Here is a 24,898-nt window from a genome sequence, read left to right on the forward strand (position 1 = left end):
TTCCGTTTCGGAGCTCGGCTCCTGGCAATCCCTGAACTCTGCCCGACCATTCCGACGCAATTCGGGAGCGCGATACGCGCCGGCCTGCGGCGCGTCTTCGCCGCTCAGTGCAATTGGGCCTTCGGTTTCGAACCGGTCAGACCTTCGGCGAAAGTCACCGCCGTGTCCAGACCCCTGCCGCTGCCGAGCGCGACCACCGCCGGCTTGCTGCGCGCCATCAACGCCCGCGCTGCATCGCGCGTGCTGTCGACGCTGACGGCCTCGATCTTGGCGACCATCTCCTGCAGGGTCTGCGGCCGGCCGTAGGCCAAGATGTGACGCGCCAGCTGCTCGGCGCGCGCGCTGCAGCTCTCCAGCGCCATCAACAATCCCGCCTTCATCTGCGCCTTGGCGCGCGCGACCTCGGCCTCGCTCAACGTCTCCACGGCATTGCCGATGATGTCGACCACGACCTCCATCATTTCCGGCGCATCGGCCGGATCGGTGCCGGTGTAGAGGCCGAAGAACCCGGTGTCGCTGTAGGGCGCATGGAACGTGTAGACGGAGTAGCAGAGGCCGCGGTTCTCGCGCACTTCCTGGAACAGCCGGGACGACATGCCGCCGCCGAGGATGTTGGTGAACACCTGAAGCGAGAACAGCGACGGATCCGCCTGCGGCACGCCCTCGAGCGCCAAGGTCAGATGCGCCTGCTCGAGGTCGCGATGCACGACACGGGAGCCGCCCTTGCCGAACGCCGCCGGCAGTGGCGTCGGCGCCGGCCCGCCGTTGAAACTGGCGAATCGCTTCGTCACGTCCTCGACCACGCGCTGGTGATCGACGGCACCGGCCGCGGCGACCACCATGTCGGGCCCGCGATAATGCGTCGACAGATAGCCGTGCAGCTTGTCGCGGTCGAACGCCTCCAACGTCTTGGCGGTGCCGAGCAGTGAGCGCCCCATCGGCTGATCGGGGAAGCACAGCTCGTTGAGATGCTCGAATACGACGTCGTCGGGCGTGTCCTGCGCCGCGCCGATCTCCTGCACGATGACGTTCTTCTCGCGCTCCAGCTCCTCCGGCACGAAAGAGGGATTGGCGAGGATGTCGGAGAGCACGTCGAGCGCCAGCGGCACGTCAGCCTTCAGCACCCGCGCATAATAGGCCGTGGTCTCGGTCGAGGTGCCGGCATTGAGGTCGCCGCCGACCGCCTCGATCGCCTCGACGATCTCGCGCGCGCTGCGCGTCGTCGTGCCCTTGAACGCCATGTGCTCGAGCAGGTGCGAGATGCCATGCTCATCCGGCTTCTCGTCGCGGCCGCCGACGCCGGCCCAGACCCCGAGCGCGGCTGTCTCCAGATGCGGCATCGTGTCGGTGACGACCGTCAGTCCCGTCGGCAGCTTGGTGACTTCCACGCCCATCATGCAATTCCCTGCTTGGCGGCCCGGCTGACCGAACGGATGAATGTCTCCACCTCGGCCTGATCGTTCCGCATGATCCTGATGTCCTCGCGCTTGCTCATCAGCCCTTCCAGCCAGACCGGCAGCTGCGGCCGCTGTCCACAGGCAGCCTCGACCGCGTCGGGAAATTTGGCGGGATGCGCCGTCGACAGCACGATGTTCGGCACCGAGGTATCGGTGCCGTCGCGGTCGGCCACCGCCAGCGCTACCGCCGTGTGCGGATCGACGAGATCGCCGGCCTCGCGGAAGGCGGCGCGAATCGCCGCTGCCGTCTCGGTCTCGTCGGCGCGGCCGGCATCGAAATCGGCGCGGATCGCCACCAGCATGGAGTCCGGCAGCACGAAACGTCCGGACTGCTTCAGGCCGTCCATCAGCCGCCGCACCGTGCCGGCGTCGCGGCCACCGGCCTCGAACAAGAGCCGCTCGAAATTCGACGACACCTGGATATCCATCGACGGCGAGGCCGACGCATGCACCTCGCGCACCTCGTAGATGCCGGTCTGAAGAGTACGCGCCAGAATGTCGTTGACGTTGGTGGCGACGCGCAGGGTGCGTACCGGCAGGCCCATGCGCTTGGCGACATAGCCGGCGAAGATGTCGCCGAAATTGCCGGTCGGTACGGTGAAGTCGACCGCGCGGTGCGGCGCGCCGACCGCCACCGCCGAGGTGAAGTAGTAGACGACCTGGGCGACGATGCGCGCCCAGTTGATCGAGTTGACGCCGGACAGGGCCACCGAATCGCGGAAGGCGTGATGGTTGAACAGGCCCTTCACGATCGCCTGGCAGTCGTCGAAATGGCCTTCGATGGCCAGCGCATGCACGTTCGCCGCGCCCGACGTCGTCATCATCCGACGCTGCACCTCGGAAATGCGGCCGTGCGGGAACAGCACGATGAGGTCGGCATTGTCGCGGCCGGCGAACGCATCGACGGCGGCCCCGCCGGTGTCGCCCGAGGTCGCGACCACGATGGTGGTGCGCTCACCGCGCTTCGCCAGCACGTGGTCCATCAGCCGCGAGATCAGCTGCATGGCGACGTCCTTGAACGCCAGGGTCGGGCCGTGGAACAGCTCCAGCACGAACTGATGCGGCGCGCTCTGGTCGAGCGGCACCACCGCGGGATGACGGAACGTGGCATAGGCCTCGTTGGCCATGCGGCCGAGCTCGGCATCGGAGATCTCGCCGGCGACGAACGGCTTGATGACCTCGACGGCGACCTCCCAATAGGGCCGGCCGAAGAACCCAGCGATTGTCGCGGGCGCCAGCTGCGGCCAGGTCTCGGGCACGTAGAGGCCGCCGTCCCGGGCGAGCCCGGTCAGCATCACATCGCAGAAGGTGAGCGCGGGGGCTTCCCCGCGGGTCGAAACATAGCGCGTCAAACCGCTCTCCTGACCTGCGTCACCAGGCCATAACCCGTTGATTGAACTCGAAATCGGAACCGCCCGGCGGCAACATGGTCCGGCACCATAATGGTTTTGCCCCGCCCGCGAAACCGCTTGTTGCCGCAGGAATGGTCGCGGGGGCGGGTTACGGCGGGGTTACGGGGCAAGTGTCTGCAAGGGTGGATGCGAGTGGATCGAATGGATCGGGCGGACCGCCCCCACCACCGCTGTCGTCGCCCGCGCAGGCGGGCGACCCAGTCCGCCGCGCCGCCTGAGGTCGACCGCACCGCCACAGCGTACTGGATCCCCGCCTGCGCGGAGATGGAGATGACGGCGGTGCTTGCGGCTTCCCGCGGGGCACTTTGAACAAGCGAACGAGCTATGCGATAACCGCACGATCTCTCTACCTCGTCATTCCGGGGCGCGCGGAGCGCGAGCCCGGAATCCATAACCACGACCGGGAGTGTGGATTCCGGGCTCGCCCTGCGGGCGCCCCGGAATGACGCCGCGCGTGAAGAAGCAGTCTCGCGGCACGATCGGCGCCCGAGCTTTGCGGAAATTCCTCCCTCCTTGAACGGAGGGCGCAGGGAAGACCGGATGCCGGCTGGCACCCGCGGCCCCCGTGCGAGCAAGAATGCACGGGGCAGGAACCACAGGTTCAGCCAGAGCGACCCGGCCTTCCCTGCGCAACGGGTTACGGCTTATACGCGCTCTCCTCGGTGCACCGGGCTTTCTGGCCACCGTGAGCGACAGCGCATCAGCACTGCCGCAGGACACCAGCGTCGGGGTGTCAGGACCACGCGACTTCGCCGTCCGTGCCGGCCGCTCTCGTCAGGCGCAGCCACCACGTCCATCGCATCCCACCCCAACGTCCGTGACGACGCGTACGCCCCTCGCAACGAGGCGGGACAGGGAGAGACAATCATGATTTCGGAAAAAATGAAAGATGAATTTCGAGCGGATCGGGCTGGACGGCTTGATCGCCTTGGATCTGCTGACAAAAAGAAATGTTCGGCGCAGCCAGATTTGTTAGTTCGCGACGCCTGCGCGAACCAGGTGCCGACAGCCCGTCGGGCAACTCAAGTCCGAAGATGAGACGATGGCATGCGATGAGGACTGACACGGCCTCCCTAACCCCCGGTGTCGTCCCGGGCAAGTCCGACAACGCGCAAGCGTTGGCGGACGCCCGGGACCCATAACTACCATCCTCCGTGTGAGGCACGCTGTGGCTCCAGCCTGCCGCCTCACACCCGGTAGGGGTTATGGGTCCCGGGTCGGCGCCCGCCGGCGCTGTCGCGCCGCCGCGCTTGCCCGGGACGACAGCGGAGTGTGAGGCGCAGCATGATCTCCAGAGGAGACGACGCATCGCGCGTGGCTCTTGGCCCCTGGCTCGCTTGAACCGGAACACCGGCTCGATTGTCAAATCGAGCGTCGGCCGCGCGGGCCGGCAGGAGATGGAGCCTTCCATGATCATCGTGACGACTGAAAACGTGACCGGCTACCGCACGGTGCGCATGCTGGGACAGTGCTTCGGCGTGGTGGTGCGCAGCCGCGGCATCGGCGGCAACTTCATGGCCAGCCTGCGCTCGATCGTCGGTGGCGAGATCCATGAATACACCCAGATGCTCGAGGAGGCGCGGCGGCACGCACTGGACCGGCTCGTCCAGAACGCCACGTCGATGGGCGCCAACGCGATCGTGATGATGCGCTTCGATAGCGCCGAGATCGGCCAGACCATGAGCGAGATCGTCGCCTACGGCACCGCGGCGGTCATCGAACCCGCGCGATGATCGCCCTCGTGCTCTGGCTCGCGGTCATCGCAGCCGTCGTGCTGGTGTGGTTCTTCTTCCGCCAGGGCGGCTACAAGCGCGACGCGCTCTCGGCGCCGCCCGGGCCGGGCTGGGTCAAGACCGAGGAGCGCTTCGTCGACCCCACCAGCGGCGAAACGCTCGACGTGTGGTTCGATCCGAAAACCGGCGAGCGGGCGTATGTGCGGGCGGGACGGTGAGCACATCGCGACAGCGGGTGACCCGGCCCTCCTCTGCCCGGCCACGAGCACTTCTCGCAAATTCTCTTCTTTTAAGCGAAGATGCTCTACGTCGGAGGGCCAACTGATCGGCCAGATTAAAGCATCATGGCGTTCTGGAAAACACTGATACCCGACGAACCTCTGTTCTTGGATGCGCAGCGAGGTCAGGTTCGATACCAGGGTCGCATACCACCTGTGGTCAAGGCATGGTGCCTCATTTCGCTGGGACTCATTGGCTTGATCGTGGCGACCGCTACCGCGCTATTCCGAAATGCCGGCCCTATTCTGGCGGGGATGATCTTTGCACTCTTCCCGCTATGGATGCTGATGTTCTGGAAAGATCTCGCTTCGACCACCCGCGACGTAAAGCAGAGAGCGCTTGAACAAATGCCGCTTGTCTCTCAGCTGAACTTGAGTGTGCAATGGGCCGCGATCTCAATATCATTGGTTGCACCGCTCATGCTCATAGGGCTCTGCGTCATCCTCTGGAGCACCTATATGCGGTAGTGTGCGATCCCAGTCATTCATTTTGCAGCCGTAGAAGTCTGGGAAGCCGAGGATCTCCTGAAACACGCGGTGGAAGCTTTTCCAATACGATCGACAGGGATAGAGACGATCATGACTCGCACCGCTGCCCGATTTCCACCTCCAAGCGCCCCTGCCGAACGGCCAGGGTTCTCACCACGTCCCCTCGTCGCTCGAATAGCGCCCAAGCCGGATCGCCTTCGGCGGTCATGAAGGATGTCACGTAGAGCTCATCCGACAGGCTCACGGCGATTTCGGGCAATCGTCCAAAGACCGAAAAATCCAGGACGGCCTTGTTACGGATGCGATCAAATGTTGCCGCCCACAAGGACTCTTCGCTCCAGCTTCCGCACAGGATCGACGAGCTGTCTTCGATACGCCAGCTCCACTGGATCATCAGGCCAAACTCTCCCTGCGGATTACCAGGCGTTCCGTCGCGCCGGGTACGGCCTGTGAGATGCCCAAACTCCAGGAAAATGGCCGAGCCGGCGCCTCGCCACACGTGGGAAAGTGGCAACCCTATCAGCGGATCACGGAATGTCCGCAGAAGACCAACACTATCATTACTCAACTTCGGCTCCTAAAACCGCCGCACGTCTCACCTTGACCAATATTTGACTCCTTAGCAAACTTGGCTCGAATGAAGGCGAACCAGCGGTGCACTAGCAGATGCTATTCCCAGGGGTTCCATGATCATCCAGCATATCGCAGCCTTCACCGACGGAGACCGCGGCGGCAATCCGGCCGGTGTCGTCATCAGCGAGATACTGCCGGACCCTGCCACGATGCAGGCGATGGCGGCTGACATCGGCTACTCGGAGACGGCGTTCGCGGCCCCGCTCGGCGACACATGGCGGGTGCGCTACTTCGCGCCGCAGGCCGAGGTCGATTTCTGCGGACACGCGACGATTGCGCTCGGCGCCGCGCTGGCCCGGCACAAGAGCTCCGGCTCCTTTGCCTTGCAGCTCAATCACGCCGACATCACCGTCGATGGGCACGCTTCGGCAACGGATTGGAGCGCGGCGTTCCGCTCGCCGCCGACGCGGACGCGCGCTCTGCCGGCTGCGGCGCTCGAAGAGATCCTCGCGCTGTTCGGGCTGTCGCATGGCGATCTCGACGCGCGCATTCCGCCGGTCGTTGCCCATGCCGGGATGGATCATCCGGTGATCGCGCTGCGCGATCGCGGCCGGCTCGCTGCGATCGCCTACGACTTTGGACGCGGCCAGGAGCTGGCGCAGCGCGCGCGCTTCTGCACCTTCGCCCTCGTTCACGCCGAAACGCCGCAGCTGTTTCACGCGCGCAATCCGTTCCCGTTCGGCGGGGTTTACGAGGACCCGGCGACCGGCGCCGCCGCGGCGGCGTTCGCCGGCTATCTGCGCGAGCTCGGCTGGGCGGCCGAAGGGCCGATCGTGATCCGGCAGGGCGAGGACATGGGCGTGCCGTGCTGCCTGCAGGTGGATCTCGATGGGCCTGCGGGGGCACCCGTCCGCGTGTCCGGACGCGTCCGATCGATGCGCGCGTGACATGATCCAAGCCATGTCGCGAATGGAGAGCTGCCATTCGGCGCCGCGCGCCAGACACAGGCGTTTGACTTGCGGGGGCACCGGCTCAACGATGATCGCGGTGCCGGCGCAACCAGGCACGACACGAGCATGATCGTTCTGATCAGCGGCAGCCTACGCGCGCATTCAGCCAGCAGCGCCGTCATCGCGGCCGCGGCTGAACTGGCTCCGGCCGGTGTCCCCTCGATGATCTACACGGAACTCGCGACGCTGCCGCATTTCAATCCGGACAACGACCGGCATCCGCTGCCGGTCGAGGTCGCGCGCCTGCGTGAGCTGCTCGCCCGTGCAAGCGCGGTGATGCTCTCGACGCCGGAATATGCCGGCTCGCTGCCGGGCAGCTTCAAGAACCTGATCGACTGGACGGTTGGGGCTGGCAGCCTCTATCAGCGCCCCGTCGGCTGGATCAATCCTTCCGGCCATGGCGGCGCGCACGATGCCTATGCCGACCTGCGCACCGTACTGGAGCGCGCCGGCGCGACCATTATCGAGGCGGCCTGCGTCGCCACGCCGGCGCCACCGACGGCGCTCGATGCCGAGGGCCGCATTGCCTCACTCGAGATTCGCGCGACAATCGCGACAGCCATGACCGCCCTGGCTCAGGCCGCAGCGACGAGCGACGAGCGCACGACCTGAACGTCTCGCCGGGAGCAGCATGCGTTTCCGGGCAACGCACGTCTGCACCTCACTTTGGACGGCTCGGTTACGCCGTCCCCGCGTCCATACCGCGAAGGCGGCGATCATCGCCGAAGCAGGAAAACGTCTGCTAGCTCTCGCTGGCTCGCCTTGCTAGCTTCGTACGGCGACTACTGCCTGTGGAGCGTGATCCGGAAAAGTGAAACTGGTCGTACCAAAAGATCACGCTCAACAGAAGGACAAGAGCATGATGCGCTCTCGTGGAAACGCATCATGCTCTCGCGTACCACGAGGTCAAATTGATGAGACCGGAAGACTCTCCATTTCCCCCCGGCTGGTGGGGCACAGACCTGGCGAACGTCGGTCTTGGAGATGTTCGACCATGGGTTTCGACGTATGGATGTTACGACTACGCACAGCTTCCGTCGTTGCCTTGTGATCTGAGTGGTAGTTTCGGCTGGTTGTCGCAAGCTCAGGCCCATTCATCCCATATTGGTGACGAGCGAGCGAAGGATAATGCGAGGGCGTTCGGCGAACTGCAGAGGGTCGTTGAGTTCAAGGGCATCCGCTTGCCTGCTGCATTCACCAAGTTCTTCTCCACGCCAACGCTCCAGCAGCGGATACGCTCGAACACAGATTGCTTTTTGGCCCTCTGCGCCGACGTCGTACCATCTGTCGTAGGGCACGGACATCTCATCCGGTTCCTCGCCGACTCGCAGGGGTGCATTTTCTGGTACGTTTATTTGACCGCAGATGGATCGGACCATGCGGTCGTTGCATCGCCGGATTTCTACGGCACCGAGGCCGAGCGTTGGAATGACGACGAGGCGGACCCATCGGCGATCGTTTTCAGCGCCGGATCTTTCGAAGAGTTTCTCTGTCGTTTTTGGCTGGAGAATGAAATCTGGTTTGCCGCGTATGAAAAGACGCAGATGCCGGAGCTCGGCCAGATCTACATAGAGCGATATAGGAGAGGTCCGTAGCTCGTAGGTCGTGCACGCATCCCACGCGAATTGGTCCAGTCGACTTCCCCCGCTGGACCCAGTGCGCCCAGTCCGGTGGACCAGGCGTCATCGATCAGCGCTGCGCCGTCCTCTTGCCCACACTGCGAAGGCTGCGATCAGCGCCGCGGCCAGAGAGAACCAGGTGATGGCGTATTGCATGTGCTCGTCGCGCAGATGCGGCGACAACGGGCCGGGCTTGGGGATGCCGTTGTCGGGCACCGGCGTCTCCAGGTCGATGTAGAACGGCGCGACCTCGCCCCAGCCGAGCGCCTTGGCTATGGCGAGATGGTCGCGGGTGAACCACAGACGCTTGTCGCGATTCTCGGCCGCGGTGAGCAGGCCGGCGGATTCGGGGAAACGCAGATAGCCGGTCAGGGTCACCGGTTCGCCGGTGACGAGCTTGCCGACCTGGCGGTCCTGGATGGTGCGCTCCTGCATGGTGTTGGTAACGAAGCCGGCGTCGATCACGATCGTTTCGCCCGAGGCGAGGCGTGCGGGGAGAAACGCCCAGGTGCCGGGGCCCGAGACGTCCTCGCGCACGGCGGAGCCGGCGCTGTAGACCATCGCGTCGGGAAGCTTGGCGTAGGTGGCGCTGAAGCTGACGCGGCGGAATTCATCGCGCTCCGGCGTCAGCGTGCGCCATTCGCTTTGCGGCGGCAGTGATGCGGGAGCCGCGGCGACGCGATCGGTGAGCGCGTCGATCAGCGCATGCTTCGCCGCGCGGCGTTGCAATTGCCAGACGCCGAGGCCGATGAACAGCGCGACCATCAGGACGGTGAAGGCGGCAAAGCCGCGGGAGGAGGTCTGCGAGCGGGTGGAGGTCATGTGCTGATTTGGGCCGGTCGATTTGCGCGGTCTTTTTTGTCTTGGTTGAAGGAAGATGGCGCAGCGGGCTCGGTCCTCACCTCGCCCCGCTTGCGGGGGCGCGACGAGCTTCGCTCGCGCTGAGAGCCCGGATTGCATCGTCAGATGCAATCCGGGTGAGGGGGTACAGGTCTCGCCACACACACTCCCCGTGCGGCTGCCCTCACCCCAACCCTCTTCCCGTGAAGAACGGGGCGAGGGAGCGCACCGCCGATGCCGCGCCGGTCCGCAACTCAAAGAGTAGGCCGAACCTCATCGCGGCGTCTTGTCCACCAGGCGGCCGGGGGCGGCCTTGTGGTGGAATTGCAGGGCGATCAGCAGCGACTTCATGGCGCGCAGCGGCAGCAAGGTCGTCACCAGGATCAGCGGTCCCCACAGCGCCGCGTGGACCCAGAACGGCGGCTGGTACTTGACCTCGACGATCAGCGCGGCGCCGACGACGATGGCGCCGGCGAGCATCATGATGAAGATGGCCGGACCGTCGCCGGTGTCGATGAAGGCGTAGTCGAGATCACAGGCCTCGCAGCGCTTGCGAAGGTTGAGGAAGCCCTCGAACAGCTTGCCCTGGCCGCAGCGCGGGCAGCGGCAGGCGAGGCCGCGCAGGATGGTCTGCGTCAGGGTGACGGGTTGGGTCGAGAGGGTCATGTCTGCCTGCCTTCGAAATCGCGATGCGCGCGCCGCTGCCGCGGTGGGCCGGATGCCGGGATGCGCCGGGCATCTTTCATGTTGCCGGCCGGCTAGGCCGAAGCTCGGCTGCGGCGAGCGCCACGCCAGGGCTCGACAATCGGGGCTCAACAAAAAGGGCGGCCGTTCGGCCGCCCCCTTGTAACACGTTTCGCACCCGGCGTGACGGTCTCAATGGGCGCCGTGCGCCATCGCCTCGGCGCCGTGGCCCCAGACGTAGATGCAGATGAACAGGAACAGCCACACCACGTCGACGAAGTGCCAGTACCAGGCGGCGAACTCGAAGCCGAGATGCTGCTTCGGCGTGAAATGGCCGGCATAGGCGCGGATCAGGCAGACGATCAGGAAGATCGTTCCGACCAGGACGTGGAAGCCGTGGAAGCCGGTCGCCATGAAGAAGGTCGAGCCGTAGATGTGGCCGGCGAACGAGAACGTCGCGTGGCCGTACTCATAGGCCTGGACGCAGGTGAAGGTGGCGCCGAGCAGCACGGTGAGGATCAGGCCGTATTTCAGGCCCTTGCGGTCGCCTTCGAGCAGAGCGTGGTGCGCCCAGGTGACGGTCGTGCCCGAGGTCAGCAGGATCAGCGTGTTGAGCAGCGGCAGATGCCAGGGATCGAAGGTCTCGATGCCCTTGGGCGGCCAGACGCCGCCGAACAGCGCGTCGCGGGTGGCCTGAACCTCGTAGCCCGGATAGAGCGCCGAATTGAAATACGCCCAGAACCAGGCGACGAAGAACATCACCTCGGAGGCGATGAACAGGATCATGCCGTAGCGGTGATGCAGCTGCACCACGCGGGTGTGATCGCCCTTGTACTGGGCTTCCTTGATGACGTCGCCCCACCAGCTCGCCATCGTGTAGAGCACGCCGACGAAGCCGACGCCGAACACGATCGGCGCGGCGCCGAACATCTTGTGCATCCAGCCGATCGCGCCGAACGCCATGATGAAGGCCGAGACCGAGCCGACGAACGGCCAGGGGCTCGGGTCGACGAGGTGGTAGTCGTGATGCTTGGCGTGCGCCTCAGCCATGTCTAGTCTCTCCCCAGATCGATGCCGGTCGCGCCGGCACGTAGTCGTTCAACAGCGATGGTCCCGGCAATCCGGACGTCCGCGGCATCAGAGATTGCCCCGCGGCTTGTCCGGCTCGCCTGCGGCGACGGGCTTGGGCGCGGCGTCGCGGACCGGATAGAAGGTGTAGGACAGCGTGATCGTCTTCAGACCGTCGTTCTCGTGATCGGCGGTGATCGCCGGATCGACATAGAACACCACCGGCATCTCGCGGGTCTCGCCCGGGGCCATGGTCTGCTCGGTGAAGCAGAAGCAGTTGATCTTCTGGAAATAGGCGCCCGAGGTCAGCGGCGTCACGTTGTAGGCGGCCTGCGCCATGGTGGTGCGCGCCGACTGGTTGGTCACGGTGTAGTAGACCGTCACCACCTCGCCGATCGCGACCTCGATCTCGGTCTTCTCGGGCTGGAACTTCCACGGCAGCCCGCCGGCGACGTTGGAATCGAAGCGGACGTTGATGCGGCGCGCCAGCGGCGCCGATGACGGAGCCGACGTCGCGACCTGGGTGGTGCCATTGAAGCCGGTGGCGCGGCAGAACCAGTTGTAGAACGGCACGGCGGCGTAGGACGCGCCAACCATCAGCACCACGACGGCGCCGCAGATGCCGCCGACCAGCGCATCGCGGCCGACGCCGCGGCGCGGCGCGGCCTGCGCTGATGTCCCAGAGGTCTGCTCGGGGGTCTGGTCGTCGCTCGCCATCGTCCCGCTCTGCTTCACACCGTCCTGCATCGTCGTCCTACATCGGCCGCTTCAGAACGATCGGGCCCTTCACCATGGTCACGGCGAAGAACAGCACCACCAGCACGCCGAGCGCGAGCGCAATCGCGATCGAGCGGCGGCGGCGGCTGCGCAGCTGCGCCTCGGTGAGGACGATGCCCTCCGACTCGTTCGGATCTGTCATCGCGGTTGCCATGCCTTCCTGCCCCGCGCTCCCTTAAAAGATCAGCGGCGCGATCATGCGCGCGACAGCCTCGAGCCCGAGCGTCGCGAACAGCGCGAACAGATACAGGATCGAGAAGCCGAACAGCTTGCGGTTGGCGCGCAGCGAGGGGATGCGCTCACGCTTGCGGAACACCTCGATGGCGAGCCACAGCATGCCGGCGCCGAGCACCAGCGAGACCACGCCATAGACCGCGTCGAAATAGCCGAGCGCCCAGGGCGCCAGCGCGACGGCCACCAGGACGATTGTGTAGAGCAGGATCTGCAGCCGGGTCGCATCGGGACCCGCGACGACGGGCAGCATCGGCACGCCGGCGCGCGCGTAGTCGTCCGTGCGGAACAGCGCCAGGGCCCAGAAGTGCGGCGGGGTCCAGAAGAAGATGATCAGGAACAGCCACAGCGGCTCCGGCGCCAGCGATCCGGTGGCCGCGGCCCAGGCGACGACCGGGGGCAGCGCGCCGGCGGCGCCGCCGATGACGATGTTCTGCGCGGTCCAGCGCTTGAGCCACAGCGTGTAGATCACGACATAGAAGAAGATCGTGAAGGCGAGCAGCGCCCCGGCGAACCAGTTGACGAGGATGCCGAGCGTCAGCACCGAGAAGAACGACAGCGTGATACCGAAGGCGAGCGCCTCCTGCCGGGTGACGCGTCCGCGCGGGATCGGGCGGTTGGAGGTGCGCGACATCAGCGAGTCGATGTCGCCCTCGAGCGCCATGTTCAGCGCACCGGAGGCGCCGGCGCCGACGGCGATGCACAAGAGCGAGGTGATGGCGAGCACCGGATGGAAATGGCCGGGAGCGATCAGGAGGCCGATCAGCGCCGTGAAGATCACGAGCGACATCACCCGCGGCTTGAGGAGCGCGAGATAGTCGCCGACATCGGCCTCGGAGATCCGCGGGCCGACCGCAATGGCATTCTGATCAATGACCGACACGACGATTCCAGACTTCAATTCAAAGCTTTTCAGAAGCGATCTGCTTCACCGCGGAACGGCACGCAACGACGCGCGCCGGCCGGTAGATGCCGACGCGGCACCGGATGATGCCGCGTCGGGAGAGCCGGGATCACTGCACCTTGGGCAGGACCTCGAACTGGTGGAACGGCGGCGGCGACGAAAGGGTCCATTCCAGGGTGGTCGCGCCCGGTCCCCACGGATTGTTCGCCGCCTGCTGCTTGCGCATGAAGGCCTCGATCACACCGTAGATGAAGATCAGCACGCCGAACGCCGAGATGTAGGAGCCGATCGACGACACCAGGTTCCAGCCGGCATAGGCATCCGGATAGTCGATGTAGCGGCGCGGCATGCCCGAGAGGCCGAGGAAGTGCTGCGGGAAGAACACCAGGTTCACGCCGATGAACGTCACCCAGAAGTGCGCCTTGGCAACGCCCTCGTTGTACATGTAGCCGAACATCTTCGGGAACCAGTAGTACCAGCCGGCGAAGATCGCGAACACGGCGCCGAGCGACAGCACGTAGTGGAAGTGCGCGACGACGTAGTACGTGTCCTGCAGCACGCGGTCGACGCCAGCATTCGCCAGCACGACGCCGGTGACGCCGCCGACCGTGAACAGGAAGATGAAGCCCACGGCCCACAGCATCGGCGCGCGGAACTCGATCGAGCCGCCCCACATCGTGGCGATCCAGGAGAAGATCTTCACGCCGGTCGGCACCGCGATCACCATGGTGGCGGCGACGAAATAGGCCTGCGTCGCCGACGACATGCCGACGGTGTACATGTGGTGCGCCCAGACGATGAAGCCGATGCCGCCGATTGCGACCATGGCGTAGGCCATGCCGAGATAGCCGAACACGGGCTTGCGCGAGAAGGTCGAGACGATCTGGCTGATCATGCCGAAGCCGGGCAGGATCAGGATGTACACTTCCGGATGGCCGAAGAACCAGAACAGATGCTGGAACAGCAGCGGGTCACCGCCGCCCTCGGGGGCGAAGAAGGTGGTGCCGAAATTGCGGTCGGTCAGCATCATCGTGATCGCGCCGGCGAGCACCGGCAGCGACAGCAGCAGCAGGAACACCGTCACCAGGATCGACCACACGAACAGCGGCATCTTGTGCAGGGTCATGCCCGGCGCGCGCATGTTGAAGATCGTGGTGATGAAGTTGATCGAGCCGAGGATCGACGACGCACCGGCGAGATGCAGCGACAGGATCGCGAAGTCCACCGCCGGTCCCGGATGGCCCGAGGTCGACAGCGGCACATACATCGTCCAGCCGGCGCCGACGCCGTTGGCGCCGGGCTCGCCCTCGACGAAGGTCGAGGTCAGGAGCAGCGCGAACGAGGCGGGCAGCAGCCAGAACGAGATGTTGTTCATGCGCGGGAACGCCATGTCCGGCGCGCCGATCATCAGCGGCACCATCCAGTTGCCGAAGCCGCCGATCATCGCCGGCATGACCATGAAGAAGATCATGATCAGGCCGTGCGAGGTCACGAACACGTTGTAGGTGTGGTTCTCGTGGAAGAGCTGCACGCCCGGATACATCAGCTCGATGCGGATCGCGACCGACATCACGAGGCCGATGATGCCGGCGCACACCGCGAAGATCAGGTACATCGTGCCGATGTCTTTGTGGTTGGTCGAATAGATCCACCGCCGCCATCCGGTCGGATGGTCGTGCGCGTGATCGTCATGGCCGGTATGGGTCGCTACGTTCGTCGCCATTGTCCAATCCTCAGTGTCCCCGTGGGCCGCGCGACGCGGCCCTGCAATCTCGCGTTCGTCCCCGCCGGTCTACTGCGATACGCCCGCAGCCGACGCATAGGTGCTCGTCGGCGCGCTGGCGTATTTCTTCTTCGCGTCCTCGATCCAGGCCGCGAAGTCCTGATCGCTGACGACGCGGACGGCGATCGGCATGTAGGCGTGATCCTTGCCGCACAGCTCGGAGCACTGACCGTAATACATGCCGACCTTGGTCGCCTTGAACCAGGTCTCGTTGAGGCGGCCGGGAATGGCGTCGATCTTGATGCCGAAGGACGGCACGGCGAACGAATGGATCACGTCGGCGCCGGTGGTCTGCACCCGGATCACCTTGTTGACCGGCACAACCATCTCATTGTCGACCGCGAGCAGGCGCGGCTGCTTGTCCTGGGCCATCAGCGAGTCGAACTCGAACTTGCCGTTGTCCGGATAGGCGTAGCTCCAGTACCACTGCTTGCCGGTGGCCTTGATGGTGAGATCGGCGTTCGGCACGTCGAGCTCGAGGAACAGCAGCCGGAACGACGGCACCGCGATGGTGACCAGGATCAGCACCGGGATCAGCGTCCACGCCACTTCCAGCAGCGTGTTGTGCGTGGTGCGCGACGGCACCGGATTGGCGCGCGCGTTGAACTTCACCACCACGGCCACGAGCAGCGCCAGCACGAACAGCGTGATGATCGTGATGATCGTCAGCAGCAGCCCGTGGAACCAGGTGATGTTCTCCATCACCGGCGTCGCGGCTTCCTGCAGCTTGTATTCCCACGGTGCCGGCTGCCCCATTTCAGCAGACGCCGATCCACTCCCAACGAGCGTCATGCCCGCCACGGCCAAGCCCAGCAAGCAGGCACTCAATTGGCCTTTCGACATCTTCATGTCGTCGCGCTCCCTTCAGATCTTTCCCCCGCGGCGCGCATATCTCTCCGAGAGGCGCGCCGTGCGATCCGCTCTCCTGACAAATGGCCTTCGGGCGGATGCATAGAAAAGCACCTGGGCCAGTTCACTGGAATGACGAAATCTTTCTTCTCAAATCATAATTCTTGATCTATCGCAATGCAGTCTTAAGCCGGATTTCGCCGGGGGCACGATCCGCAACAACGGGCGAATTTTCCGAGAACTTGCCGCGTCGCGCAGTTTCGCGGACAACGAGCGCTTGACAGGCCGTGTGTCCGATGTAGGCAACGGAACATCGCGGTTTGCGACGCCGATTCGGCAGACTGCGGCGGCAGGTCGCCGGACGAGGCCTTATTTCGTAACGTTTCGCGCCGTAGGCTGACGACGCTGTCCTCATGACGCCATCATTGCCGTATCATGGCGTCGGGCACGCAGGTCACCCACAGGAAATTGTCATGGCACTGACCCGAACCAGGGTTTCAACGGACAGGACAGCTGACATGTCGACCCCAGCTGCGAATGACTCGCGCCGTTTGTGCCGATTCAGTGCGGCTCGCGCGCGACTCACCGCCAGCGCCGCTGCCCTTTGTGCCGCGGCTGCGATCGTGGTGACTATGGCGGCCAGCATCGGCCTGCCGGGCGCGGCTCACGCGCAGGGCGCGGTGCGCTCCGTGCATGGCGACTGGCAGATCCGCTGCGACACGCCGCCGGGCGCGCAGGCCGAGCAGTGCGCGCTGATTCAGAGCGTGGTGGCCGAGGACCGCTCGAATGCCGGCCTCACCGTCATCATGCTCAAGACCGCCGACCAGAAGAGCCGGCTGATGCGCGTGGTCGCGCCGCTCGGCGTGCTGCTGCCGTCCGGCCTCGGCCTCAAGCTCGACAACCAGGACGTCGGCCGCGCCGGCTTCGTGCGCTGCCTGCCGAACGGCTGCGTCGCCGAGGTCGTGCTGGAGGACAAGCTGCTCAACCAGCTCAAGACCGCGAAGACCGCAACCTTCATCATCTTCGAGACGCCGGAGGAAGGCATCGGCTTCCCGCTCAGCCTGAACGGCTTGGCCGACGGCTTTGACAAGCTACCCTGACGCCCAGCATACCTGACACATCGACATGATGGTGTTGGCGCGATCGTGAATTCGGCCGCGCCAACCGCACGCTGTAGCCGATGTCAGCGCGCGCCGTCGAGCGCGAGGGCCATCACCAGCAGCGTCTTGTCGGAGCCGTCATTGCCGGCCTCGCGCGGCTGCACCGCCTTGAGCAGGAAACCAGCCTTCTGATACAGCCGGATCGCGTCGGTATTGCCGCGGTAGACCGTCAGCTCGACGCGCGAGAAGCCAGTCCGGCGCGCCGCCTCGAGCGCCGCGACCATCATCCGGGTTCCAATGCCCTGCTGCCGAAACTGCGGCATGAGACCCATGCCGAGCACCCCAATTCGAGCATCGATCGGCCCTGATTTGGGCGTTACGTCGCACCAGCCGACCACCTCGCCGGCCGACAGCGCCACGAATTGCGGATAACCTTGCTCGATATTGTTCAGAATAAAGGCACGCGTGGACTCCAGCGGCGGCGCCTGCACGAAGGACAGGTAGCGCCGTTCACGCGCGACGAAATCGAGCGTGCGGTGAAAGCTCTCGATGTGAGCGGCCGTGATGGGTACGATCTCAACCATGTCAATTCGGTAATCATTCAGCCCCTCGCGCCCCCACGTCAAAACAACTATCTTGGAATGAACGCTCCGACAACGGATTGACCCATGACGAATCCCGCCACCACCTCCCTGCTCGACCGCGCCAATCTCGATCGCGACGCGGTCCGCAGCGAGATCGCGCGCGGCCTGACCGGCGCCGACGACGGCGAGCTGTATCTCGAATACAGTCAGACCGAGGCGCTGACCTTCGACAATGGCCGCCTGAAGCAGGCGACCTACGACACCAGCCAGGGATTCGGCCTGCGCGCCGTCAAGGACGACGCGGTTGGCTATGCGCACTCCTCCGACGTGTCGCTGCCGGCACTGATGCGCGCCGCCGATGCCGTCAGCGCCGTGCGCGGTGGCTATTCCGGCAACTTCGCCAGCCCGCCGCCGCACACCAATGTGAGGCTCTATGGCGACGACAATCCGCTGGATGCGCCGGGCTTCGAGAGCAAGGTCAAGCTGCTCGGCGAGATCGACTCCTATCTGCGCGACAAGGATCCGCGGGTGCGGCAGGTGACGGTCAGCCTCGGCGCGACGTGGCAGGTCGTCGAGATCATCCGGCCCGACGGCGAGAGCTATCGCGACATTCGGCCGCTGGTGCGCGTCAACGTGTCCGTCGTCGCTGGCCAGGGTGACCGGCAGGAAAGCGGCAGCAAGGGCTATGGCGGCCGCGAGGCCTATGCGCGATTCATCGAGACGAAGGCTTGGCGCGAGGCCGCCGACGGCGCGCTGCGCGAGGCACTGGTCAATCTCGAATCCGTCCCCGCGCCTGCCGGCGAGATGGACGTCGTGCTCGGCGCCGGCTGGCCCGGCGTGATGCTGCACGAGGCGGTCGGTCACGGCCTCGAAGGCGATTTCAACCGCAAGAAGACCTCGGCCTTCGCGGGGCTGATGGGCAAGCCGGTCGCCGCCAAGGGCGTCACGGTGGTCGATGACGGCACGATGTCGTCGCGCCGCGGCTCGCTGTCGATCGACGACGAGGGCACGCCGACCAGCCGCACCATGCTAATCGAGGACGGCATTCTCGTCGGCTACATGCAGGACCGACAGAACGCACGCCTGATGAACATGGCGCCGACCGGCAACGGCCGCCGGCAGGGCTATGCACATGTGCCGATGCCGCGCATGACCAACACCTACATGCTGCCCGGCGAGCGCGACCCGGCCGAGATCATCGCCTCGGTCAAGAACGGCATTTACGCCGTCAACTTTGGCGGTGGCCAGGTCGACATCACCTCGGGCAAGTACGTCTTCCAGTGCACCGAGGCCTACAAGATCGAGAACGGCAAGGTCGGCGCGCCGGTCAAGGGCGCGATGCTGATCGGCAACGGGCCGACCGATCTCAATCGCATCAGCATGATCGGCAACGACCTTTCGCTCGACACCGGCATCGGCACCTGCGGCAAGAACGGCCAGGGCGTGCCGGTCGGCGTCGGACAGCCAACGCTTCGCATGGATCGCATCACGGTTGGAGGCACGGGCCGATGAGCCTCGAGAAGACGTCTTCGGACAAGCCCGTCACCAGGGCCGCGCGCAAGGATACGACGACCTGGGGTGGACAGCTGGCGCAACTCGCCGCCGTCGTCATGGTCGTGTTCGTCGCCAAGGGCGCGATTGCCGAGCCGTTCTACGTGCCGTCGGGCTCGATGGAGCCGACCTTGATGATCGGCGACGCGCTGCTGGCGTCGAAATTCCCCTACGGCTACGGCACCTCGTCACTGCCGATGCAGATCACCCTGCCGGAGACGGGCCGGCTGTTCGGCGAAACGCCGAAGCGCGGCGACGTCGTCGTGTTCCGCTGGCCGGGAGACACCTCGCAGGCCTGGGTCAAGCGCGTCGTCGGTCTGCCCGGCGATCGCATCCAGATGCGCCAGGGCCAGCTCTACATCAACGGCCAGGCGGCCGGGCTGAAGGCGGACGGCATCGGCGATGCCGAGGACGACAGCGGCCGCAACGAGCCGGCGTATCGCTATGTCGAGACGCTGCCGAACGGCGTGTCGCACCTGATCTTCAAGATGCGCGACAACGGCCGGCTCGACAACACGCCGGAGGTGACCGTGCCGCCCGGCAAGCTGTTCGTGCTCGGTGACAACAGAGACAACTCTGCCGACAGCCGCGTGTCGCTGCGCGACGGCGGCGTTGGCCTGTTGCCGATCGACAATCTGGTCGGCCGGGCCGACGCGGTGGTGGGCTCCTGGGATCTCGGCTTCAAGAATCAGCCGGTGTGGGCCTGGCTGTCCGGATTCCGGCTGGATCGCTTCTTCACGGCGGTGCGCTGAGCGACGGCGCCCGTGACCTTCGACGATGTCAGGGCTTTTGCGCTGGCATGGCCGGAGGTCGGGGGTGGTACGTCCTATGGCACGCCGGCGCTGAAGGTGCGCAAGAAGATGCTGGCGCGGCTGAAGGAGGACCGGGACAGCCTCGTTCTGCCGGGCGTGCCCCCAGACGAACGCGCGATGCTGGTCGAGACGCGACCAACGCTGTTCTATTTCACCGATCATTATCGCGACTATCCGATCGTGCTGCTGAGGCTGTCCAAGGCGCAGCGCGCGGATGTCGAGCCGCTGTTGCGGCGGCAGTGGCGGGCGCTGGCGTCGAAGAAGGCGCTGGCTGCAGAGGAGCGTGGCTGGGTGCTCCGCTTTCCAAATTCGTCCGCGGTTCCTTGCAGTGGTGCCCCGTGAACGAACGGTATTTTCGTGTTATCCACGGACATGACCGAGGACGACTTTGTCACGTCAGCGCTACGCAATCCCGTCAACGCGACGATCATGGACGTGCTGCGCACAACGGCTTTGCCGGATGCGTGGCTCGTCGCAGGCTGCCTGACCCAGACCGTCTGGAACGTGCAGACCGGACGTCCCATCGACTACGGCATCAACGACTACGACATTTTCTACTTTGATCCCGACACGTCATGGGATGCCGAAGATGCAGTAATCCGGCGTGTTGCGTCGTGTCTCGCTGGCATCGATGCCAAGGTCGAGGTGCGCAACCAGTCGCGCGTGCATCTCTGGTACCCGGCCAAGCACGGCCGCCCCTACCCGCCTTTGACACGCTCGACCGACGGCATCGACCGCTTTCTCACTGCCAACACGCAGGTTGGCCTGCGTCCTGCTCCCGACGGATACGAGCTCTATGCGCCGAAAGGCCTCGACGACATCGCGCAGATGATCGTGCGGCCGAACTACACGGCCAATTTCTCGGTAGCGAACTACGCAGCCAAGGCTGAACGCTGGAAGGCGCTGTGGCCGGAGATCAAGGTGATTGCCGCTGAGGAATGATCTCCTGAGAAGCTCCAGCCCTCTCCGAGCGTCATTCCGGGGCGCGCGGAGCGCGAGCCCGGAATCCATTTTGCGTCAGTGCGTGCAGCCCGATGGATTCCGGGTTCGTGCCGCTGCGCGTCACGCCCCGGAATGACACTGCGTGTGTTGCGCCATCGTCCCTCAATTCGCTAGATCGACGTCGTCAGCTCGGTCAGCCACGCCGGCGAATTCTCGACCAGCCAAGCTTCCAGCTGCTTGTCCGCGCCGCTGAGGATCGCCACCGCAACGATCGCGAAGGCCGCCCCCATCAGCATCTTGCCGAGCTTGCCGGCGGACAGCAGCCGCGCCCGCAGGCGCGTCATGGTCGTCCGTGACAGCAACCCCAGCACCACCAGCGGCAGCCCTGCCCCCAAGCCGAACGCGAACATTGTCAGGGTGACGCGAACGAGGTCGCGGCCTTGTGAGGCCAGCAGCGATGCTGCGCCCAAGGTCGGCCCGACGCAGGGCGACCAGACCGCACCGAGCAGCAGCCCGATGATGAACTGCCCGCAGGCCCCGGACGCGGCGAAGCCTTGCGAGTGCCGGTCGGCCCAGCGCTGCACTGGGCCGCCCGCGACGGCGAGCTGTGCCTGCCAGGACGGCACCAGCAGCACGACACCGATCGCGAGCATGATGGCGGCCGCGACGATGCGGAACGCGCCGGCATCGAGGCCGAGGCCGCTGCCGGCGAGCGCAATGAACAGTCCGATCCCGGTGAACGACAGCGCGAGGCCAGCCGCGAGCGCCAGCGCGCCGCGCGGATGCGCTGATGCCGCGGCGCCGAGAACGATCGGCACCAGCGGCAGCACGCAGGGCGACAGGATCGAGAGCAGGCCGGCCGCGAAGGCCAACGCCAGCGCGACCATGGCGTACTACAGGCTCTTGTCGAGGAGCGCCGCGATCGAGGCTTCCTTGGTGTCGCCGACGGAGCGTCCAGTCTCGGCCGCCCCCTTGAAGGTGATCAGGGTCGACTGCATCTGCGCGCCAAACCCTTTCACGACCGGCTTCTGGTCGTCGAAATCGACGCGGAAGATCTTCAGATTCTTGAATTTCGGCTCGGCCGCGAGCTTGTCGATGATCGGCTTCTGCGCCTTGCAGGTCGGGCACCAGCCAGCATGGATCTCGATCAGGATCGGCTGCCCGGCAGTCTGCGCCGCCTTGAAGGCGGCGTCCGAATAGGGGGTGGTCTCGATGGCCCAAGCCGTCCCCAGCCCTACGGCGACGACTGTCGCAGCAAGCGCTGCGGTGGCGAACAACCTACGCGAAAACGTCATGGCAAACCCCGATCTGCGTTGCGACAGGCAGCGGCGGCGAGAGCCGTGGTGCCATCGATCAATTCGAGCGGGACAGGTGAAAAGTTACGCGACCGCGGACAGGAATTTTCTAGCACATCAGCGGCCGAGGCGTCAGCGGACGACACCCGACGTGAATCCGGCGCGGCGGCGCGGCGGCTTGATTTCCTTCTTCAGGAAACAGTGCGCCTCCTTGCCGGCATAGCCGGGCCGGGCGAAGGTCCAGGCACGGCATTTGTTGTCGCCGGTGCAGGCCGCCTTGCAGATCTCCTCCGCATCGGCGGCCTTCTCGTCCTTCTTGTCCGCCGCCTTGTCGCTGCCTTTGTCACCGCTTTTGTCGGGAGACTTGTCGGCCTTGTCGTTGGCCTTCAGATCCGTGGTCTTGATGTCGAAGCTGCGATAGTCGCCGCCGGGGCGGTCGATCGAGGTCTCGACGGCGTCGTTGCGGATCTCGACGACCCCTGCTCCGCGTACGCCGGAGACGCAGCAATTGTCGGGCACGCGCGCCGGCACGCTGTTCTTCAACCAGCACACGGCGCCGGCCTCCATCACGGTCGGATAGTTGAAGCTCCAGGCCCGGCAGCGCCGGTCGTGCTCACACAGCAGGGCACAATCGGCCGGATCACCCGAGGCGATCGGCGCGCTCATGTAGTCGCCGCCGGGACGGTCGGAATAGGTCTGGGCCGACGCTTGTGTCAGGCATGCAGCCGCGAGCAGGCACGCGCAGACGCGCAGCCATGCCCCGATCAGGCGCCCCAGGCGCCGCCCCTGAACCATTGGACCCATTGTTAACGTTCGTATTTTCTAAGCTGTTTTGGGCGGTCATTTGATCGCCACGAACCTGTACGGCGCATGAACGGCGCCAGACACGTTCAGACACATGGACGCGGCCAGCGGGCCTCCTCGGGCGAACACGTCGGACCTCGAAGTCACGAGCGTTTCCGGGAGTTGGCTTCAGTACCGTCAGCGGGTGTTCGAGGACGACGACTGGGCCCTGGCGTGGGCAACACCCTCGCACGCCTCCCTGAACAGGCGCCGGACGTCGACGAGCTCGCCCCGTTCGACCCGCTTGGAGATCGAGGTCACCGGAAACACGATAATCGTTGTTCCCTCGTCATGGAGCGCCGGATCGCGGCCGTATTGATCCTCGACCGCCACCCACCGCAGCCCCAGCTCCTGAGCCAGGGCATCGCCGAAGGTGACGCCGAGGCTCTGGAGCTTCCACGTCTCGTTCCGATCCACCCAGTTCTTGCGCAGGATCGTGTCCAGCAGAGCGAGCTTCCCTTCCAACGTCTCGTAGCGGTCCCTCGCGCCGGGATCGTAGTGATCGCGAACCCAGCCTCTCTGCTTCTGAAGCTGCGACGTCTCCTGGTCGGACAACGCCTCGATCTTCTGGTCCACGTTAATCCGCTCCTTCGCCATCAGGCGAGCCGCGTCCAGCCCGCTCAGGACTGCCAGCGCCAACAGAGGTGCGGCCCAGAAGCGCAGCGCGCTAGAACGCATATTCGTCATAGGCCGGCTCGACCGAGCCGTGCCAGGGGCCGTTGAACTTCTCCAGCATCTCCTCGGCGGGCGAGCGGCCTGACGCGATGATGTGGTCGAGCGGCTCCAGGTAGCGGCTCTCGTCGCGGCCGGACTGATCAACGCGGTTGCGGCGGCGCAGGCCGTGATGCGCCAGCGTCAGGCAGTCCTTGGCGACCTCGAACAAATAGCGATTGCGGATCCGCGCCTTGAAGCCGAGACGCGGGACGTCGTCGCGCAGGTTCTGACGCTCGAACGCGGTCCAGTCCTTGACGAGGTCCCATGCCGCATCGAGGCTTGCGTCGTCGTAGAGCAGGCCGACCCAGAACGCCGGCAGCGCCGGCAGGCGCCCCCACGGCACGCCGTCGGCGCCGCGCATTTCGAGATAGCGCTTCAGCCGCACCTCGGGAAACGCGGTCGAGAGATGATTGGCCCAGTCCGACAGGGTCGGACGCTCGCCGGGCATCGCCGGGTTCTTGCCGTTGAAGAAATCGCGGAACGAGGTGCCGGAGACGTCGATATAGGTCTCCTCGCGCTTGACGAAATACATGGGAACGTCGAGCGCGTAGTCGACCCAGCGCTCGAAACCCATGCCGTCCTCGAACGCCCAGGGGATCATGCCCGCGCGCTGATTGTCGGTGTCGCGCCAGATCTCGGAGCGGAACGACAGATAGCCGTTCGGCTTGCCTTCGGTGAACGGCGAATTGGCGAACAGCGCTGTCGCGATCGGCTGCAGCGCCACCGAGACACGCAGCTTCTTCACCATGTCGGCTTCCGAGGAGAAGTCGAGATTGGTCTGCACCGTGCAGGTCCGGAACATCATGTCGAGGCCGTAGCTGCCGACCTTCGGCATGTAGCCGCGCATGATCTTGTAGCGGCCTTTCGGCATGACAGGGATTTCGTCGCGCGACCAGGACGGCGTCATGCCAAGGCCGAGAAAGCCGATGCCGAGCGGAGTCGCGATCTCGCGGACCTGCGCCAGATGCGCCATCAGCTCCGAATGCGTCTGGTGCACGGTCTCGACCGGCGCGCCGGACAATTCGAACTGGCCGCCCGGCTCCAGCGAGATGGCGCCGCCGCCGGTGACGTCATACAACCCGATGATGTTGCCGCGCTCCATGATCGGCTCCCAGCCGAGCAGGAGCTTCATGCCCTCCAGCAGCGCGCCGATGCCGCGCGCGCCCTCGTAAGGCACCGGGCGATGGCCATCGAGCGTGAACGGGGTCTTCTCGTGCTCGGTGCCGATACGGAAGGCCGAGGGCGGTTTCACGCCGGCCGCAAGCCACGCGACGAGTTCATCGCGCGACTGCAGCGGGGTCATATCGATCTGGTCACGCGCCATGGGAGTCCCGGTGGAAGAGCGCGTCG

The 24,898-nt window shown here is 65.3% G+C and carries 29 protein-coding genes; 11 read left to right on the plus strand and 18 right to left on the minus strand.

Going from position 1 to position 24,898, the window contains the following annotated elements:
- Window positions 1-104 precede the first annotated feature (104 nt).
- From ACQR1I_RS18460 to ACQR1I_RS18470, 3 genes are all read right to left on the minus strand, one after another.
- Window positions 105-1,394 (minus strand): M16 family metallopeptidase, encoded by a 1,290-nt coding sequence (locus tag ACQR1I_RS18460; RefSeq protein ID WP_434866616.1) that lies wholly within the window; start codon window positions 1,392-1,394, stop codon window positions 105-107.
- Complete coding sequence (gene thrC, locus ACQR1I_RS18465) at window positions 1,394-2,809, minus strand: threonine synthase (protein ID WP_434865983.1); 1,416 nt, start codon at window positions 2,807-2,809, stop codon at window positions 1,394-1,396. The genes ACQR1I_RS18460 and thrC overlap by 1 nt, the downstream gene beginning before the upstream one ends.
- 925 nt (window positions 2,810-3,734) lie before the next feature.
- Window positions 3,735-3,935, minus strand: a complete 201-nt coding sequence (locus ACQR1I_RS18470) for a hypothetical protein (RefSeq protein ID WP_434865984.1) — start codon at window positions 3,933-3,935, stop codon at window positions 3,735-3,737.
- A 343-nt stretch (window positions 3,936-4,278) separates the two neighbouring features.
- On the opposite strand from ACQR1I_RS18470, the gene ACQR1I_RS18475 reads away from it, so the two are divergent.
- From ACQR1I_RS18475 to ACQR1I_RS18485, 3 genes are all read left to right on the plus strand, one after another.
- Entirely contained in the window at window positions 4,279-4,602 is a 324-nt protein-coding gene (locus ACQR1I_RS18475; RefSeq protein WP_434865985.1) for a YbjQ family protein, read from the plus strand.
- Window positions 4,599-4,820 (plus strand): hypothetical protein, encoded by a 222-nt coding sequence (locus tag ACQR1I_RS18480; protein ID WP_434865986.1) that lies wholly within the window; start codon window positions 4,599-4,601, stop codon window positions 4,818-4,820. Before ACQR1I_RS18475 ends, ACQR1I_RS18480 begins: the two co-directional genes overlap by 4 nt.
- Before the next feature lie 126 nt (window positions 4,821-4,946).
- On the plus strand, window positions 4,947-5,348 hold the full coding sequence (locus tag ACQR1I_RS18485; RefSeq protein WP_434865987.1) for a hypothetical protein: 402 nt from the start codon (window positions 4,947-4,949) through the stop codon (window positions 5,346-5,348).
- 109 nt (window positions 5,349-5,457) lie between these two features.
- Here ACQR1I_RS18485 and ACQR1I_RS18490 read toward each other — a convergent pair whose 3' ends face one another.
- The gene (locus ACQR1I_RS18490; protein WP_434865988.1) at window positions 5,458-5,937 is read right to left on the minus strand and encodes a hypothetical protein; all 480 of its coding nucleotides are present in this window, start codon (window positions 5,935-5,937) and stop codon (window positions 5,458-5,460) included.
- Window positions 5,938-6,055: 118 nt separating this feature from the next.
- Here ACQR1I_RS18490 and ACQR1I_RS18495 point away from each other — a divergent pair, with 118 nt between their 5' ends.
- From ACQR1I_RS18495 to ACQR1I_RS18505, 3 genes are all read left to right on the plus strand, one after another.
- A complete protein-coding gene (locus ACQR1I_RS18495; protein WP_434865989.1) occupies window positions 6,056-6,889 on the plus strand; it encodes a PhzF family phenazine biosynthesis protein in 834 nt (277 codons plus the stop codon).
- A 129-nt stretch (window positions 6,890-7,018) separates the two neighbouring features.
- A complete protein-coding gene (locus ACQR1I_RS18500) occupies window positions 7,019-7,564 on the plus strand; it encodes an NADPH-dependent FMN reductase (RefSeq protein ID WP_434865990.1) in 546 nt (181 codons plus the stop codon).
- A gap of 302 nt (window positions 7,565-7,866) precedes the next feature.
- Window positions 7,867-8,547: a hypothetical protein gene (locus tag ACQR1I_RS18505; protein ID WP_434865991.1), complete on the plus strand. Its 681-nt coding sequence runs from the start codon at window positions 7,867-7,869 to the stop codon at window positions 8,545-8,547.
- An 87-nt stretch (window positions 8,548-8,634) separates the two neighbouring features.
- Here the strand turns inward: ACQR1I_RS18505 and ACQR1I_RS18510 are convergent, their stop codons facing one another.
- From ACQR1I_RS18510 to coxB, 8 genes are all read right to left on the minus strand, one after another.
- Window positions 8,635-9,393 (minus strand): SURF1 family protein, encoded by a 759-nt coding sequence (locus ACQR1I_RS18510; RefSeq protein ID WP_434865992.1) that lies wholly within the window; start codon window positions 9,391-9,393, stop codon window positions 8,635-8,637.
- Window positions 9,394-9,684: 291 nt separating this feature from the next.
- Window positions 9,685-10,077 carry a DUF983 domain-containing protein gene (locus ACQR1I_RS18515; protein WP_434865993.1) on the minus strand — a complete coding sequence of 131 codons (393 nt, stop codon included), beginning with the start codon at window positions 10,075-10,077 and terminating at the stop codon, window positions 9,685-9,687.
- A gap of 210 nt (window positions 10,078-10,287) precedes the next feature.
- Complete coding sequence (locus tag ACQR1I_RS18520; RefSeq protein ID WP_434865994.1) at window positions 10,288-11,145, minus strand: cytochrome c oxidase subunit 3; 858 nt, start codon at window positions 11,143-11,145, stop codon at window positions 10,288-10,290.
- An 87-nt stretch (window positions 11,146-11,232) separates the two neighbouring features.
- Window positions 11,233-11,880, minus strand: coding sequence for a cytochrome c oxidase assembly protein (locus ACQR1I_RS18525; protein ID WP_434866617.1), 648 nt, complete (start codon window positions 11,878-11,880; stop codon window positions 11,233-11,235).
- A 37-nt stretch (window positions 11,881-11,917) separates the two neighbouring features.
- Window positions 11,918-12,094, minus strand: coding sequence for a CoxF protein (locus ACQR1I_RS18530; RefSeq protein WP_434865995.1), 177 nt, complete (start codon window positions 12,092-12,094; stop codon window positions 11,918-11,920).
- Between the two features lie 21 nt (window positions 12,095-12,115).
- Window positions 12,116-13,054: a heme o synthase gene (locus ACQR1I_RS18535; RefSeq protein ID WP_434865996.1), complete on the minus strand. Its 939-nt coding sequence runs from the start codon at window positions 13,052-13,054 to the stop codon at window positions 12,116-12,118.
- A gap of 130 nt (window positions 13,055-13,184) precedes the next feature.
- The gene (gene ctaD / locus ACQR1I_RS18540) at window positions 13,185-14,798 is read right to left on the minus strand and encodes a cytochrome c oxidase subunit I (RefSeq protein ID WP_434865997.1); all 1,614 of its coding nucleotides are present in this window, start codon (window positions 14,796-14,798) and stop codon (window positions 13,185-13,187) included.
- A gap of 69 nt (window positions 14,799-14,867) precedes the next feature.
- Entirely contained in the window at window positions 14,868-15,707 is an 840-nt protein-coding gene (gene coxB / locus ACQR1I_RS18545; RefSeq protein WP_434865998.1) for a cytochrome c oxidase subunit II, read from the minus strand.
- Between the two features lie 473 nt (window positions 15,708-16,180).
- Here coxB and ACQR1I_RS18550 point away from each other — a divergent pair, with 473 nt between their 5' ends.
- Entirely contained in the window at window positions 16,181-16,807 is a 627-nt protein-coding gene (locus tag ACQR1I_RS18550) for an invasion associated locus B family protein (RefSeq protein WP_434865999.1), read from the plus strand.
- Between the two features lie 83 nt (window positions 16,808-16,890).
- On the opposite strand, the gene ACQR1I_RS18555 is transcribed toward ACQR1I_RS18550, so the two are convergent.
- On the minus strand, window positions 16,891-17,391 hold the full coding sequence (locus tag ACQR1I_RS18555; RefSeq protein WP_434866618.1) for a GNAT family N-acetyltransferase: 501 nt from the start codon (window positions 17,389-17,391) through the stop codon (window positions 16,891-16,893).
- 84 nt (window positions 17,392-17,475) lie between these two features.
- Here ACQR1I_RS18555 and tldD point away from each other — a divergent pair, with 84 nt between their 5' ends.
- The 4 genes from tldD to ACQR1I_RS18575 are packed head-to-tail and all read left to right on the plus strand — an operon-like array spanning window position 17,476 to window position 20,696.
- A complete protein-coding gene (tldD, locus tag ACQR1I_RS18560) occupies window positions 17,476-18,903 on the plus strand; it encodes a metalloprotease TldD (protein ID WP_434866000.1) in 1,428 nt (475 codons plus the stop codon).
- Window positions 18,900-19,694, plus strand: a complete 795-nt coding sequence (gene lepB, locus ACQR1I_RS18565; RefSeq protein ID WP_434866001.1) for a signal peptidase I — start codon at window positions 18,900-18,902, stop codon at window positions 19,692-19,694. The genes tldD and lepB overlap by 4 nt, the downstream gene beginning before the upstream one ends.
- Window positions 19,695-19,706: 12 nt before the next feature.
- Window positions 19,707-20,096 carry an MmcQ/YjbR family DNA-binding protein gene (locus tag ACQR1I_RS18570; RefSeq protein WP_434866002.1) on the plus strand — a complete coding sequence of 130 codons (390 nt, stop codon included), beginning with the start codon at window positions 19,707-19,709 and terminating at the stop codon, window positions 20,094-20,096.
- Between the two features lie 30 nt (window positions 20,097-20,126).
- Entirely contained in the window at window positions 20,127-20,696 is a 570-nt protein-coding gene (locus ACQR1I_RS18575; protein WP_434866003.1) for a nucleotidyltransferase family protein, read from the plus strand.
- Window positions 20,697-20,866: 170 nt separating this feature from the next.
- Here the strand turns inward: ACQR1I_RS18575 and ACQR1I_RS18580 are convergent, their stop codons facing one another.
- The 5 genes from ACQR1I_RS18580 to ACQR1I_RS18600 form a co-directional block, all read right to left on the minus strand.
- Complete coding sequence (locus ACQR1I_RS18580) at window positions 20,867-21,583, minus strand: cytochrome c biogenesis CcdA family protein (protein ID WP_434866004.1); 717 nt, start codon at window positions 21,581-21,583, stop codon at window positions 20,867-20,869.
- 6 nt (window positions 21,584-21,589) lie between these two features.
- Entirely contained in the window at window positions 21,590-21,991 is a 402-nt protein-coding gene (locus ACQR1I_RS18585; protein ID WP_434866005.1) for a thioredoxin family protein, read from the minus strand.
- Window positions 21,992-22,123: 132 nt separating this feature from the next.
- Entirely contained in the window at window positions 22,124-22,786 is a 663-nt protein-coding gene (locus ACQR1I_RS18590; protein WP_434866619.1) for a PAN domain-containing protein, read from the minus strand.
- 186 nt (window positions 22,787-22,972) lie between these two features.
- Entirely contained in the window at window positions 22,973-23,521 is a 549-nt protein-coding gene (locus ACQR1I_RS18595; protein WP_434866006.1) for a DUF3806 domain-containing protein, read from the minus strand.
- Complete coding sequence (locus ACQR1I_RS18600; RefSeq protein ID WP_434866007.1) at window positions 23,502-24,872, minus strand: glutamate--cysteine ligase; 1,371 nt, start codon at window positions 24,870-24,872, stop codon at window positions 23,502-23,504. The genes ACQR1I_RS18595 and ACQR1I_RS18600 overlap by 20 nt, the downstream gene beginning before the upstream one ends.
- Window positions 24,873-24,898 lie beyond the last annotated feature (26 nt).

The organism is Bradyrhizobium sp. HKCCYLS2038 (assembly GCF_051167655.1).
GTDB lineage: Bacteria > Pseudomonadota > Alphaproteobacteria > Rhizobiales > Xanthobacteraceae > Bradyrhizobium.